The organism is Vibrio pelagius, from assembly GCF_024347575.1.
Taxonomy (GTDB): Bacteria; Pseudomonadota; Gammaproteobacteria; order Enterobacterales; family Vibrionaceae; genus Vibrio; species Vibrio pelagius.
In genome coordinates this window covers 2,225,714-2,238,751 of sequence record NZ_AP025503.1, presented here as the reverse complement: position 1 = coordinate 2,238,751, position 13,038 = coordinate 2,225,714, and the positions used below count along the sequence as shown (strand labels likewise).

Below are 13,038 nucleotides of genomic sequence, written 5' to 3'. Positions count from 1 at the left end.
CTCTCTTTTTTTATCGGTAGTTTTCTGCTAAGCGGTTTGGGATACGCTCCTTTTACGTATATACTTCGAGCCCCATTTTCAAAGAGATCAAAAACATGAAAATTGCTTTAGGTATTGAATATGACGGTACCCACTATTTTGGTTGGCAGCGCCAACGTGACGTAAAGAGTGTCCAAGAATCTTTGGAAAAGGCGCTTTCGGTTGTCGCAAACCACCCAGTTGAAGTGCAATGTGCAGGTCGAACAGACGCTGGAGTACATGGTACAGGGCAGGTTGTTCACTTTGAAACCAATGTAAACCGCAAAATGGTGGCATGGACAATGGGTGCCAATGCAAACATGCCCAAAGATATTGCGGTTCGTTGGGCAAAAGAGGTGCCTGAAGATTTTCACGCTCGTTTCTCAGCAACGGCGCGTCGCTACCGTTACGTGATATTCAATCATGCACTTCGCCCGGGGATTTTGAACTCAGGTGTGAGTCATTATCATGGTCAGCTTGATGAGAAGAAAATGCATGAAGCAGGGCAGTACTTACTGGGCGAGAATGATTTCACCTCGTTCCGAGCGACGCATTGTCAGTCTCATAGCCCTTGGCGTAACCTGATGCACTTAAACGTTACCCGTCATGGTCACTATATTGTGATTGATATTAAAGCCAATGCCTTTGTGCATCACATGGTGCGTAATATCACGGGTAGCTTGATCGCTGTCGGTAAAGGAGAGCAAGAACCGCAATGGATTAAGTGGTTACTTGAAGCTAAAGATAGAAAGTTGGCTGGTGCGACGGCTAAGGCGGAGGGGCTCTATTTGATTGATGTGGATTATCCTGCACACTTTGAGCTTCCAAGAGAGCCGATCGGCCCACTATTTTTGCCTGATAATTTGAACTAAATGTGGGACTTAGGTTCAAAAAATATTACGAAATCGTGCGTAAAATAGCTCGTAAAAATAGGTACAACCAGTTTTTTATCTACACTTGCTGTTTTATGTGTTTTAATCTCCTCGCATAATTCCCAAATTTATTTCTTTCGCAATTAGGCGGAAGAATCGAAAGAAAAGGTCTTCCATGAGTTGGCTTGAAAAGATTTTAGAAAAAAGCAACATCGTAACTTCTCGTAAAGCGTCTATCCCTGAGGGTGTTTGGACTAAATGTACCTCTTGTGAGCAGGTTCTTTACCATGCTGAGCTAGAGCGTAACTTAGAAGTATGTCCAAAATGTGACCATCACATGCGCATGAAAGCGCGTCGCCGTTTAGAAACTTTCTTAGATGAAGGTGAGCGCGTCGAGCTAGGTTCTGACTTAGAGCCACAAGATAAACTAAAATTCAAAGATTCAAAGCGCTATAAAGAGCGTATCTCTTCTGCTCAAAAGAGCAGTGGCGAAACAGACGCACTTGTTGCAATGAAAGGTGAACTTTTAGGTCTACCTATCGTTGCTTGCGCATTTGAATTCTCATTCATGGGCGGATCAATGGGTTCGGTTGTGGGTGCTCGTTTCGTTCGTGCGGTTGACGCAGCTATCGAGAACAACTGCGGTCTTGTATGTTTCTCTGCTAGTGGCGGTGCTCGTATGCAAGAAGCACTGATGTCTCTTATGCAGATGGCAAAAACCAGTGCGGCTCTAGAGCGTCTTTCTGCGAAAGGTCTACCATTTATCTCTGTGATGACTGACCCAACAATGGGTGGTGTTTCAGCAAGTCTAGCGATGCTAGGTGATGTGAACATCGGTGAGCCGAAAGCACTTATCGGTTTTGCTGGTCGTCGTGTTATCGAGCAAACGGTACGTGAAGATCTACCTGAAGGTTTCCAACGCAGTGAGTTCCTACTAGAGCATGGTGCTATCGATATGATCGTAGATCGTCGTGACATGCGTCAGCGTGTAGGTAGCCTAATCGCGAAAATGACTAACCAGCCTTCACCATTAGTAGTTTCTGTGAATGATTCACCGAATGAAGCTACTTATGAAGTACCAGAAGCGCCAGAAAAAGGGTAAAGTACCATCTAACAAACCTACTTACATATGGTTATGAGTTAGATGAGTCAACAACCTATTCCTCAAGCCACATCCTCTCTCGAGATGTGGCTTGATTATTTAACAAACATTCACACCAGTGCGATCGACCTCGGATTAGACCGTGTTCAAGCTGTCGCACAGAAATCCAACCTTACTAAACCTGCTAAGCATGTGATCACGGTTGCCGGGACGAACGGCAAAGGCTCAACATGTGCGTTGATGGAAGCGATCCTTCTCGATGCTGGCTACTCAGTTGGCGTATACAGCTCTCCACACCTGATTCGTTACAACGAACGTGTTCGTATAAATGGCCAAGATCTCTCAGACCAACAATTGGTCGACTCTTTCGATTTTATTGAGAAAGAACGAGGCGAAATTAGTCTAAGCTTTTTCGAGTACGGCACTTTAGCCGCCCTGCGCGCTTTCCAAGTTGAAAATGTCGATGTGGTGCTTCTAGAAGTGGGTCTCGGTGGGCGTCTCGATGCAACTAATGTCGTTGACCATGACGTTTCTGTTATCACCAGTTTAGCGGTCGACCATGTTGACTGGCTAGGCGATGATATTAACGTAATTGGCTTTGAGAAAGCGGGCATCTACCGCAGTGGTAAACCTGCAATTTGTGGTCAACCTAAGCCGCCAGCAACGGTCGCAGCACATGCAGACGATATTCGAGCGGACTTCTATCAAGTTGGCATTCAATACACTTATGAAGTGACGGGTGATACTTGGGACTGGCACAGTGGTGCATTCCACCTTGAACAGCTACCTATTCCAAGCCTACCACTACCGAATGCTGCAACAGCGTTAATGGCTCTTGGGACCTCAGAACTCAACATCAGTGACGTTAATGTTGTCAATGGTCTTAAGAATGCTCAGCTTCCAGGTCGTATGCAGAAGATCAGTGACAAACCAACAATCGTCCTAGATGTGGCACACAATCCACATTCGGCTGAATACTTTGTTAAGCAAGTTGGCCAACAGTATGCAGGTAAAACACTGCATGTGGTGGTCGCTATGCTGCACGATAAAGACATTCCTGCCACGTTAGAGGTGCTAACTCCAATCGCTCAGCATTGGTATCCAGCGTCGCTACAAGGCCCGAGAGCAGCGAAAGCGGCAGAGTTGTGTGAAAGCTTACCAAGTGGCACAACAGAGTATTCTTCGCCTGTAGAGGCATTTGAGGCGGCGCTATCTACTGTACGCGAAGACGAAGTGATTCTTGTTGTAGGTTCATTCCATACCGTGGGTGAAGTACTGGAGCACTGGCAAACAAAAGGAAACTAAATGGCAAGTAAATTCCAAAGCCGCTTGGTGGGCACTATTATTTTGGTGGCCGTTGGCGTTATTGTTCTTCCGGACGTACTGGATGGCAAAAAGCTTCACTATAAAGAGGAGTTTGCAAGCATTCCAATTAAGCCTGAATTAGAAGGTGATGTTGAAGTGTTCGAGGTACTCGATCCTGTCGAAGACCAAATTGCACTGCCAGATTCACCGGTAGAAGCGGTTGTTCAAGAGTCATCGCAACCAGAATCTGTCACAGCTACCAAAGAGAGTGATGTCGATGATAATGTCGAGATTGCGATCAAGCCGGTGACTGAAAAGAATGAGTATCAAGATAGCGCTTGGATCATCCAACTGATGGCATTGAAGAATGCAGACAACGCTAAGAACGTTGTGAAGGATCTGCAAAAGCGTGGTTATCAAGCGCATACCAAGCAAGAAAACACATTTACGCGAGTCATCATTGGCCCAGATATCTCTAAATCCAAACTTGAGCGTCAAATTAAGGAATTAGAAAAAATTACTGGTTCAAAAGGCCAGTTGCTCAAATTTAAACCGTTAAATCCATAAGAAAACGTTTGCGTCAGCATTTTTTCTGTTAAAATGCGCGCCAACTTAAGATGAAGAATTCATGAATTGGTTAGATTTTATCATTTTAGGGGTGATCGGCTTTTCAGCTTTGATCAGTTTAGTTCGTGGTTTTGCTAAGGAAGCACTGTCACTCGTTATTTGGTTTGGTGCGTTTTTTATCGCCAGCCAGTATTACGCCAAATTGGCGGTTTACTTTACAAATATCGAAGATGACATGTTTCGAAATGGCGCCGCGATAGCAGCACTGTTTGTTTCGACTCTGGTTGTCGGTGCGTTAATCAATTACGTGATTGGGCAGCTAGTACAGAAAACGGGCTTGTCTGGTACAGATAGAATCCTGGGTATCGTCTTCGGCGGTTTACGAGGTGTTCTGATTGTGTCAGCAGTGCTGTTTTTTATGGATGCTTTTACTGCATTCCCAAGTTCTGAGTGGTGGAAGAACTCGCAGTTGGTTCCTGAATTTAGTCGAATCATTGCACCGTTCTTCGAGCATTTACAAGCAACATCAAGTTTCTTATCTGGCGCGCTTTAGCGCCAGTTAATGTCGAAAATCGAGGATTAGGACATGTGTGGTATTGTTGGAATCGTGGGTTCAACACCTGTAAACCAGTCAATTTATGACGCTTTAACGGTATTGCAGCATCGTGGCCAAGATGCCGCTGGTATTTGTACCATAGAAAGCAATCGTTTTCGTCTGCGTAAGGCGAACGGTTTAGTTAAAGATGTTTTCGAAGCTAAACACATGCAACGCCTCCAAGGTGATGTTGGTATCGGTCATGTTCGTTACCCAACAGCAGGTAGCTCTAGCGCTTCTGAAGCTCAACCTTTCTACGTAAACTCGCCATTTGGCATTACCCTAGCTCACAACGGTAACCTAACGAACGCAAACGAAGTTCGTGAGAAGCTGTTTGAAAAAGACCGTCGTCACGTAAACACAACATCAGATTCTGAAGTACTACTAAACGTACTGGCTCACGAGATCGATACTGTGAAAGGCAACGTAACGTCTGACGATGTATTCCGCGCAGTGGCTAATGTACACCGCACCATTCGTGGCGCTTACGCAGTAACAGCCATGATCATCGGCCACGGTATGATTGCGTTCCGCGATCCAAACGGTATTCGCCCACTGTGTCTTGGTAAGCGTGAAGTCAATGGTCGCACTGAGTACATGGTCGCGTCTGAGTCGGTCGCGCTAGATGCGGTTGGTTTCGATTTTGTGCGTGACGTTGCGCCGGGCGAGGCTATCTACGCTACGTTTGAAGGTGAGCTGTTTACTAAGCAGTGTGCTGACAATCCAAAACTGAACCCTTGTATTTTCGAATTTGTTTACTTTGCACGCCCAGACTCTTTTATCGACAAGATCTCTGTCTACAGTGCGCGTGTTGAGATGGGTGAAGCACTGGGTCGTCGTATCAAAGACGAATACTCAGATCTTGATATCGACGTGGTTATCCCGATCCCTGAAACATCGAATGACATTGCTCTACGCATTGCTCAGGCGATCGATAAGCCATACCGCCAAGGCTTCGTGAAGAACCGTTACGTAGGTCGTACTTTCATCATGCCGGGTCAACAACAGCGTAAGAAGTCTGTTCGTCGTAAACTCAATGCGATTCGTTCTGAGTTCAAAGGCAAGAACGTACTTCTAGTAGATGACTCTATTGTTCGTGGTACAACTTCAGAGCAGATCATTGAGATGGCTCGAGACTCAGGTGCTAATAAAGTTTACATGGTTTCAGCTGCACCAGAAGTTCGTTTCCCGAATGTTTACGGCATCGATATGCCAAGTGCAAACGAGTTGATTGCTCACGGTCGTGACAATCAAACCATCTGTGACCAAATCGGTGCAGACGCGCTTATCTTCCAAAAACTGGATGATCTGATTGAAGCGGTAGGTCAAGGCAACCAAGACATTACTCAGTTTGATACCTCGGTATTCAACGGTGAGTACGTGACAGGTGACATCGACCAGAAGTACCTAGATTTCCTAGATGCACTGCGTAACGATGATTCAAAGATTCAGCGTGAGATTCAGCAGGATTTAGCCAACCTCGAGCTACACAACGAAGGTGCTTAACCTTTATTTACCGCTTAGTTAGCTGATTTATCGCTTTCTCTACAAACCAAAGACGAAAACCAGAGCACTGAGGCTCTGGTTTTTTATGGGGTAAGCAGAATGTCTTGCTTAGTGAATGTGGTACGCGATCACAAAATCGATAAATAGGCGCACTTTTTCTGGCAGGTGATCTTTGTGATTGTAGAGCATGTAGATGTCTCTCGGGTTAGCACTCCAATCATCTAACACCCGCACTAAACTGCCATCTTCAATGTACTCACGGATCATAACATCTGGCATTAGAGTGATGCCTAAGCCTTCTGAACATGCCTGTCTTACCACGTTTAACGCATTAGCATTGAAACGACCTTTTTCTGTGTTTACCACACTTTCGTCGTTGGAGTTGCTTAGCTGCCATTTGATTAAAGGGTAACCTTTGAGAAGTGAGTGATTAGCCAGCTCTTCTGCATGGGTAGGGGCTGGGTTTTTCGCTAAATAATCAGGGCTTGCTACGAGTATGTCCTTAACTTCGCTGATCTTGCGAGCAATAAGGCTAGAGTCTCGCTGTGGGCCAACACGAAAAATAACGTCCCATTCGGTCGGGTCGAGTTGGTCAGCTTGGTTGTTCATCATAAGCTCAATGTTGATATCTGGGTATTGGCTCATGAAGTCGCTGAACATTGGCATCATCATACGCTTGGTTAGGTTTGATGGTGCGGAAATACGGATCTTACCTGATGCGCCCTTGCAGACATCAGTTAATTCTTCAGCCGTTGATGCCAAACGCTGTAGTAACGGTGAGCACTCATTGAAAAAACGCTCGCCAGCCTCTGTCAATGAAAGTTTACGCGCATGTCTGTTTAGGAGCCTCAGATTTAGAGAGTCTTCCAAAGCTTGAATACGTCGTGTGATCGTCGCAACCGGAATCATAGTTTTGCGCGAGGTTGCGGTGTAGCTCCCATTTTCGACGACTAATCGAAACAGGTTTAAATCATCTAATTTCATAAATCCAGATACATTTATTTACAAACTTACTTAATTTATACGTAACACCGAGAACAAAGTTTGCGTCACGTCAACTTGTTGCACTATTTACAAGTATTCCAATCCCTGATGGTAATTACCAGTAAAGTTAGCAAATTTGTGTATTCACCAATTTATTACTAAGTTTGATAGAGAGTTCTTAGAATAGATAACAATAATAAATCGACTTTTTTGTGAGGTTAATGAGTATGTATAAAACTCACAGTCAGCCCGTTACTACCTCGGCACAGGAAGCGCTCAACCAAAAATGCATAATGTTGGTTGATGATGACCCCATCTTTCGCCGCATAACGTCAGCATACCTGGATGCTGTCGGTTATCGTGTGGTTGAAGCTGAAAACGGCTTAGACGCACTTCAAAAATTACGCGACGCAGCACCCGATCTCATCGTGTGTGATCTCTCTATGCCGATACTCGATGGTATCGAGCTCGTAGAAGAGTTAAGTCTCGAATACCCATCACTGCCTATGATTGTGGTTTCTGCCACTGATGAAATGTCAGACGTTGCTAAAGCGCTGCGTTTTGGTATTAAGGACTTCCTACCTAAGCCACTGGAAGATCCAAACCACTTAGGTAGTGCTATAGAAAACACTTTGAAAGATTCCTTTGATAACATGAATAGCCAAAGGGACTTTTCGAGCCAATGGTTCAGTGTCGACGATGGTGGTGAGATACCGGAAGACCAAGAGCTGCATTGGCATTTGAATTATCTTCAGAATAACCCAAGCGCTGCAAGAGATTTACTGCACGCACTGTTACCCGATAAAGATACCAGCCAAGGTACTTGGCGCAGCAGTTATCGTTTGCTGCAGTCGACAGAGATGATGCCTTTGGTGTTTGATTATGCCTGGCTGATGAATGGGCAGTTTGTGTTTTATCTTGTGGACTCTTCGTCGTCATCTGAGGGCGGGGCGGCCACCACCTTGTTAGTGCGAGCCTTGTTCCACGATTACGTTAGAAATCTACAAAGTTTCAGTGCAGATCTGAAAGATATGGCGGAGATTTTAGAGAAGGGCATTCAATGCTCACAGTGCGCGACTCCGGTGAATGCACTGTTTGGTGTTGCCAACCTAGCTGAGGGTACAGTTTCTATATTACCAGCGGGTTTGGATGGTCAGTGGTCAAATGGCCTAGTCAATCAACACATTGCCGCAGGGCAGAGGTTAGGTGAAAACTGCAAGAAGAATTTCATTACTGACAGGCTTCCGATTGAGACAGGTTGTCAGCTCTCTTTGAGTCTTTTAGGTTCAGCCAGTTTTAGTCTCGACCTGCATCAAGGCGGTGGCGATTAACCCTACAGTTGCTCGGTATTTGTAGATGTTTTATTAAGGTATAGTTGCAAAATTGTGTGGCTATACCTTTTTTGTTGAGTGTCATTTAACAGAAACTATGTGGGTTAGCGTTAATATTGTAAGAAAGAAATAATCATGGCAGATAATCAAGATTTTAAAGACCCGTTTAATGTATTCTACTTTTTAGGATTTTTATTAGCATTTGCAGCGATTCCGCTACTACCTGCAACTCTAACGCTTTACCGTGTTTTCAATGGTTACGCGACATTTTAAAGACTTCCGGAGGTCACTATTAGCATTAAAGTTCTTAGCCTGAACCTCGCTGGTGGCCTCTGCATTATCCTCGCTTTTCTAGGCATTGTTTTACCTTTACTACCAACAACACCTTTTTTGCTACTAGCAAGTGCTTGTTTCATGCGCAGTAGCCCGCGCTTGCATCGTTGGATGCACCAACACCCAACATTAGGCCCTCTGCTTACCAACTGGTATGAACATGGTGCGGTCACAAAACGCGTGAAAAGTCGTGGTGTACTGTTTATTCTTCTTAGCTTTTCACTCTCTATCTACTTTGCACCTATTGTATGGGTAAAAGTGTTCCTAATTGCCGTACTTGTTATTCTTCTCACATGGTTTATTCGCCTTCCCACCCACGAGTTAGTTGCTGACAGCAAAGAAAATCACTAACATTAAGCCAGTGTGCCTGCTAACTTATAGCGGGCGTTTATTTTTTCAGCATCAGAGTTATGACTCTGATTGCAATGAAAGCCAACCAAGCCTTTCTCAAGCAAAAATAGTAACGACGATGGCGTTGATTGATGTTGGGAAAGCGGCCTAATGAAGTGCATCACTATTATGAACACAGAAAAAATCGCTCTGATCAAATCAAGCATCAAAAGCATTCCTGATTACCCAAAAGCGGGCATTCTATTTCGCGACGTAACTAGCCTTATGGAAGATCCGGCAGCGTACAAAGCGACGATCGAACTGCTAGTGGATACTTACAAAGACATGGGCTTCACTAAAGTTGTTGGTACGGAAGCGCGCGGCTTCCTATTTGGTGCGCCACTAGCGCTTGAGTTGGGTGTTGGTTTTGTTCCTGTTCGTAAGCCGGGCAAGCTACCACGTCAAACTGTGGCACAGTCGTACGAGCTTGAGTACGGTACAGATACGCTTGAGATCCACACTGACGCGATCTCTGAAGGCGATAAAGTGCTGATGGTCGATGACCTATTGGCAACAGGTGGTACTATTGAAGCGACAACTAAACTGATTCGTCAGCTTGGTGGTGTTGTAGACCACGCAGCCTTTGTTATTAATCTTCCTGAAATTGGCGGTGACAAGCGCTTAGAGGGCCTAGGCCTTGAAGTGTTTAGTATCTGCGAATTTGACGGTCATTAATCCTTTCGGAATTATTCATGAGCTATCTAGCGTTAGCGCGAAAATGGCGACCAACGAAGTTCAAAGAAGTCGTTGGTCAAGCCCATGTTTTAACAGCTTTAGAGAATGCACTTAGCCAAAACAGGTTGCACCATGCGTACCTGTTTAGCGGTACTCGAGGTGTCGGTAAAACGACCATTGGCCGCTTGTTTGCTAAAGGCCTAAACTGTGAAACAGGCATTACTTCTACACCTTGCGGTGAGTGTGCAACCTGTAAAGAGATCGACGAAGGTCGTTTTGTTGATCTCCTAGAAATAGATGCGGCGTCTCGAACCAAGGTTGAAGACACTCGTGAGCTATTGGACAACGTTCAATACAAGCCAGCTCGTGGTCGCTTTAAGGTTTACCTTATCGATGAAGTTCACATGCTTTCTAGGCACAGTTTCAATGCTCTTCTAAAAACGTTAGAAGAGCCGCCTGAGTATGTGAAATTCTTATTGGCAACAACGGATCCTCAGAAACTGCCTGTGACCATTTTGTCTCGCTGTCTGCAGTTCCATTTGAAGCCTATCAGTGTTGATAACATCCACGAGCAGCTCGACCATATTCTTGCAGAAGAGAAGGTGACGTCTGAGTCTCGCGCTCTGGGAATGATAGCGCACGCTGCTGACGGCAGTATGCGTGATGCGTTGAGCTTAACCGATCAAGCGATTGCATTGGGCAACGGTAATGTAGCCACTGACATTGTCTCCCATATGCTGGGTACGCTAGATACTGACCAAGCTATTCACTTGCTTGAGGCTATCAGTAGCAAGCAGCCACAAACTGCGATGGCGTGCATCCAAGCACTAGCGGAGAATGGTGTCGAGTGGGATGGCTTGCTGAATCAGTTGGCGACTCAACTGCATCGACTCGCTATGTATCAGGCTCTCCCAGCTTCGTTAGATCAAGCTCAGCCAGACGCTGAGAAAATAGAGCTTCTTTCACAAGCACTCAGCCCGCAAGACGTACAACTCTATTATCAGATTGTGCTTAAAGGGCGTGAAGACCTACCTCTTTCGCCAACGGCTCGCGTTGGTATTGAGATGGTTGTGCTGAGAATGTTGGCATTCCGTCCTGCTGCAGAGCTGTCGTCAAGCACTATATCCACCGCACCTGCGGAGTCTAAAGCAACAAAGCCCCCAACAGTCACACCTACACAAGGTACGCAATCAGTTAACTCGGTGCAGCCTATGAATCAGGCTCAGCCAGCGCCAAACTCTGTGCCGCCCCAGCAAGGTTACGTGCAACCGAACGCGCCACAATATTCAGAGCCTCAAGGGTATCCTGACTCTGGTTATATGGGCGGCCCACAGGATATGCCTCCGGCGTATGATGATCATGGGCCGTATGGCGCGCCTGCTGCGCCAGCGAAGCAAAAGCCTGTGGCACCTGCTCCAAGCCAACCAGCGGCACAAAATCAGTCTGTACCGGCTTCTGAGCGCCCTGCATCACCTGTGAGTGGATTACGTCACCAGTTACGTTCTCAGCGTAGAGGAGCAACGCCAGACGCAAGAGGCAGTGCTCCAAAAAAGGCTAAAGCGACACCAGCTAAAACTTCAGTGCTCGACCGAGTTGCTCAGCAACACGGTGGTTCTGAGCGGGTGTCGCCAACTTCTCTCCCTGCAGCATCGACACAAAATATAACCGATGATAATGAACCTTATCGTTGGAAACCGTCTAAACCTGCAGTGAAAGAGGTCTCGAAAGAGTTAACACCTACTCAGATAAGACGCGCTTTAGAGCACGTTAAAACGCCGGAAATGACTGAAAAGCTATTGCATGAGTCGATCGCTCAAGATGAATGGTCGGCAACCATACAGAAGCTTGAAACGGCGAAACTTGTCGAGCAGTTGGCACTGAACTCCGTGTTCAGTAAAAACGGCACTTCAATCAGTCTGATGCTACGACCAACACAAGCACACTTGAATACTGATAAAGCGCAGAGTGAATTATTGCAAGCTCTGAACAGCGTATTCGGTGAAGAGTGCCATTTAAGTGTCGAGATCGGCGAATCAGGCGAAACGCCACTAGAATTACGTGAGAGGCTGTATCAAGGTAAGCTGAAAGATGCGTTCACTAGCCTTGAGAATGATCCCAATGTTCAGTTCATTGAAAAGCGCTTTGCCGCTGAACTGGACAGAGACAGTGTTCGTCCAATTTAGTCATCACGAGTGTGAAAATTGGCGATATGTCCTTTGTCACATTAACAGTATCATAGGGTTGAATCAGAACGGTTCAGCCCCCATTAAGTCAGTTATTGCTTAATGTATTTTATAACCAATTAGACCAGAGAGATTATCATGTTTGGTAAAGGTGGTATGGGCAACCTAATGAAGCAAGCCCAGCAAATGCAAGATCGCATGCAAAAGCTTCAAGAAGAAATCGCAAATATGGAAGTAACCGGTGAATCTGGTGCTGGCCTAGTAAAAGTAACGATCACTGGTAGCCACAGTGTACGTCGCGTTGATATCGATGAAAGCCTAATGGAAGACGATAAAGAGATGCTTGAAGATCTCATCGCTGCGGCATTCAACGATGCAGCTCGTCGTGTTGAAGAGACTCAAAAAGAGAAAATGGCTGGCGTAACTGGTGGTATGCAACTTCCACCAGGTATGAAGATGCCTTTCTAATTCGTTTTTCTCAGTGATGTGCTAGGTGCATCGTGAATTAAAAACTGAAATGGTTGAATAATGCGTACCAGTCATATGCTGGAGCATTTGATGGAGGCCTTACGTTGTCTACCTGGGGTTGGTCCCAAGTCGGCGCAGCGTATGGCCTTTCATTTGTTACAGCGCGATAGAAAAGGCGGCCTGCAATTGGCTGAGGCGCTTGGTCAAGCGATGACAGAAATTGGCCACTGTAGTGAGTGTCGTACTTTTACAGAAGAAGATGTTTGTCATATTTGTACCAACCCTAAGCGTCAAGAAAATGGTCAAATATGTGTGGTTGAAAGCCCTGCAGACATCGCAGCAATCGAGGCGACAGGTCAGTACTCTGGTCGTTACTTCGTGTTGATGGGGCACTTATCGCCGCTTGATGGTATTGGCCCTAGCGATATCGGTCTCGATGTTTTGGACTACCGTCTGCGCCGTGGCGATATTGCAGAAGTGATTCTTGCGACTAACCCAACAGTAGAAGGTGAGGCAACCGCCCACTATATCGCTGAGTTGTGTAGCGCTCATGAAGTGAACGCTAGTCGAATTGCTCACGGTGTTCCCGTCGGTGGTGAGTTAGAGTTGGTGGATGGCACCACACTGTCTCACTCACTATTAGGTCGACACAAAATCTAATCTCAGCCGCTTGCTCTCTTATCTAGAAAGTCAGCGGCTTTTTTGTTCA

Annotated in this window: 14 protein-coding genes; 13 read left to right on the top strand and 1 reads right to left on the bottom strand. The window is 45.8% G+C overall.

Features of this window, described 5'->3' with window-relative positions; all coding sequences use genetic code 11:
- The first annotated feature begins 95 nt into the window (after nucleotides 1–95).
- From truA to purF, 6 genes are all read left to right on the top strand, one after another.
- Nucleotides 96–890 carry a tRNA pseudouridine(38-40) synthase TruA gene (gene truA, locus vsple_RS09675; RefSeq protein ID WP_255230242.1) on the top strand — a complete coding sequence of 265 codons (795 nt, stop codon included), beginning with the start codon at nucleotides 96–98 and terminating at the stop codon, nucleotides 888–890.
- A 175-nt stretch (nucleotides 891–1,065) separates the two neighbouring features.
- Complete coding sequence (gene accD / locus vsple_RS09670; RefSeq protein WP_261881879.1) at nucleotides 1,066–1,992, top strand: acetyl-CoA carboxylase, carboxyltransferase subunit beta; 927 nt, start codon at nucleotides 1,066–1,068, stop codon at nucleotides 1,990–1,992.
- Nucleotides 1,993–2,034: 42 nt separating this feature from the next.
- Nucleotides 2,035–3,297, top strand: coding sequence for a bifunctional tetrahydrofolate synthase/dihydrofolate synthase (gene folC / locus vsple_RS09665; protein WP_261881878.1), 1,263 nt, complete (start codon nucleotides 2,035–2,037; stop codon nucleotides 3,295–3,297).
- Nucleotides 3,298–3,864 carry an SPOR domain-containing protein gene (locus vsple_RS09660; RefSeq protein ID WP_255230247.1) on the top strand — a complete coding sequence of 189 codons (567 nt, stop codon included), beginning with the start codon at nucleotides 3,298–3,300 and terminating at the stop codon, nucleotides 3,862–3,864.
- Between the two features lie 61 nt (nucleotides 3,865–3,925).
- The gene (locus vsple_RS09655) at nucleotides 3,926–4,417 is read left to right on the top strand and encodes a CvpA family protein (protein ID WP_255230248.1); all 492 of its coding nucleotides are present in this window, start codon (nucleotides 3,926–3,928) and stop codon (nucleotides 4,415–4,417) included.
- Between the two features lie 33 nt (nucleotides 4,418–4,450).
- Nucleotides 4,451–5,965 carry an amidophosphoribosyltransferase gene (purF, locus tag vsple_RS09650; protein WP_032551907.1) on the top strand — a complete coding sequence of 505 codons (1,515 nt, stop codon included), beginning with the start codon at nucleotides 4,451–4,453 and terminating at the stop codon, nucleotides 5,963–5,965.
- A gap of 108 nt (nucleotides 5,966–6,073) precedes the next feature.
- On the opposite strand, the gene vsple_RS09645 is transcribed toward purF, so the two are convergent.
- Nucleotides 6,074–6,949, bottom strand: a complete 876-nt coding sequence (locus vsple_RS09645; RefSeq protein ID WP_150893855.1) for a LysR family transcriptional regulator — start codon at nucleotides 6,947–6,949, stop codon at nucleotides 6,074–6,076.
- A gap of 227 nt (nucleotides 6,950–7,176) precedes the next feature.
- Between vsple_RS09645 and vsple_RS09640 the strand changes: the two genes are divergently transcribed.
- The 7 genes from vsple_RS09640 (at nucleotide 7,177) to recR (ending at nucleotide 12,989) form a co-directional block, all read left to right on the top strand.
- Nucleotides 7,177–8,280 (top strand): response regulator, encoded by a 1,104-nt coding sequence (locus tag vsple_RS09640; RefSeq protein WP_261881877.1) that lies wholly within the window; start codon nucleotides 7,177–7,179, stop codon nucleotides 8,278–8,280.
- Between the two features lie 135 nt (nucleotides 8,281–8,415).
- Nucleotides 8,416–8,553 (top strand): hypothetical protein, encoded by a 138-nt coding sequence (locus vsple_RS09635; RefSeq protein WP_239841369.1) that lies wholly within the window; start codon nucleotides 8,416–8,418, stop codon nucleotides 8,551–8,553.
- Between the two features lie 18 nt (nucleotides 8,554–8,571).
- Complete coding sequence (locus tag vsple_RS09630; RefSeq protein ID WP_255231810.1) at nucleotides 8,572–8,964, top strand: YbaN family protein; 393 nt, start codon at nucleotides 8,572–8,574, stop codon at nucleotides 8,962–8,964.
- A 168-nt stretch (nucleotides 8,965–9,132) separates the two neighbouring features.
- Complete coding sequence (apt, locus tag vsple_RS09625) at nucleotides 9,133–9,678, top strand: adenine phosphoribosyltransferase (protein ID WP_032552216.1); 546 nt, start codon at nucleotides 9,133–9,135, stop codon at nucleotides 9,676–9,678.
- Between the two features lie 17 nt (nucleotides 9,679–9,695).
- Complete coding sequence (gene dnaX, locus vsple_RS09620) at nucleotides 9,696–11,861, top strand: DNA polymerase III subunit gamma/tau (RefSeq protein ID WP_261881876.1); 2,166 nt, start codon at nucleotides 9,696–9,698, stop codon at nucleotides 11,859–11,861.
- Between the two features lie 138 nt (nucleotides 11,862–11,999).
- Entirely contained in the window at nucleotides 12,000–12,329 is a 330-nt protein-coding gene (locus tag vsple_RS09615) for a YbaB/EbfC family nucleoid-associated protein (protein WP_004748326.1), read from the top strand.
- 60 nt (nucleotides 12,330–12,389) lie between these two features.
- Complete coding sequence (gene recR, locus vsple_RS09610; protein WP_032551914.1) at nucleotides 12,390–12,989, top strand: recombination mediator RecR; 600 nt, start codon at nucleotides 12,390–12,392, stop codon at nucleotides 12,987–12,989.
- Nucleotides 12,990–13,038 lie beyond the last annotated feature (49 nt).

Coding starts and splice junctions, on each gene's coding strand:
- truA (WP_255230242.1), top strand. CDS start 96: ATGAAAATTGCTTTAGGTATTGAATATGACGGTACCCACTATTTTGGT.
- accD (WP_261881879.1), top strand. CDS start 1,066: ATGAGTTGGCTTGAAAAGATTTTAGAAAAAAGCAACATCGTAACTTCT.
- folC (WP_261881878.1), top strand. CDS start 2,035: ATGAGTCAACAACCTATTCCTCAAGCCACATCCTCTCTCGAGATGTGG.
- vsple_RS09660 (WP_255230247.1), top strand. CDS start 3,298: ATGGCAAGTAAATTCCAAAGCCGCTTGGTGGGCACTATTATTTTGGTG.
- vsple_RS09655 (WP_255230248.1), top strand. CDS start 3,926: ATGAATTGGTTAGATTTTATCATTTTAGGGGTGATCGGCTTTTCAGCT.
- purF (WP_032551907.1), top strand. CDS start 4,451: ATGTGTGGTATTGTTGGAATCGTGGGTTCAACACCTGTAAACCAGTCA.
- vsple_RS09645 (WP_150893855.1), bottom strand. CDS start 6,949: ATGAAATTAGATGATTTAAACCTGTTTCGATTAGTCGTCGAAAATGGG.
- vsple_RS09640 (WP_261881877.1), top strand. CDS start 7,177: ATGTATAAAACTCACAGTCAGCCCGTTACTACCTCGGCACAGGAAGCG.
- vsple_RS09635 (WP_239841369.1), top strand. CDS start 8,416: ATGGCAGATAATCAAGATTTTAAAGACCCGTTTAATGTATTCTACTTT.
- apt (WP_032552216.1), top strand. CDS start 9,133: ATGAACACAGAAAAAATCGCTCTGATCAAATCAAGCATCAAAAGCATT.
- dnaX (WP_261881876.1), top strand. CDS start 9,696: ATGAGCTATCTAGCGTTAGCGCGAAAATGGCGACCAACGAAGTTCAAA.
- vsple_RS09615 (WP_004748326.1), top strand. CDS start 12,000: ATGTTTGGTAAAGGTGGTATGGGCAACCTAATGAAGCAAGCCCAGCAA.
- recR (WP_032551914.1), top strand. CDS start 12,390: ATGCGTACCAGTCATATGCTGGAGCATTTGATGGAGGCCTTACGTTGT.